This window comes from Priestia sp. SIMBA_032 (assembly GCF_046535215.1).
Taxonomy (GTDB): domain Bacteria; phylum Bacillota; class Bacilli; order Bacillales; family Bacillaceae_H; genus Priestia; species Priestia aryabhattai.
The window spans coordinates 1-260 of the sequence record NZ_JAWRXD010000957.1 but is presented as its reverse complement, the minus strand read 5'-3'; the positions used below and the strand labels follow the sequence as shown (position 1 = coordinate 260).

1 pseudogene is annotated in these 260 nt (G+C 33.8%); it reads right to left on the bottom strand.

Features of this window, described 5'->3' with window-relative positions:
• A pseudogene (locus tag SB717_RS37185) lies at window positions 1–260 on the bottom strand (tetratricopeptide repeat protein); the annotation flags it as partial.

Sequence of the window (260 nt, the reverse complement as noted above, 5' to 3'; positions counted from 1 at the left end):
CAAGCTAAGCCTATAAGATTATCACAGAATGCTACATTGATCTCATACCCAGCATGTTGAGCAAAGATTTCTCTTGCCTCTGATACTTTTTTATAAGATAATAGCCCTTGATATATGTCATAATGGAAAGCTCCAACTTTATAATAAAATTCCGCTTTTTCCAATTCATCAGGAATGCAGTCTAAAAGTTTTTCTGCGTTTTCATAACTTTCTTTTGCGATTTGATATTCTCCAATAGTAGAGGCATGAATCCCTTTGAA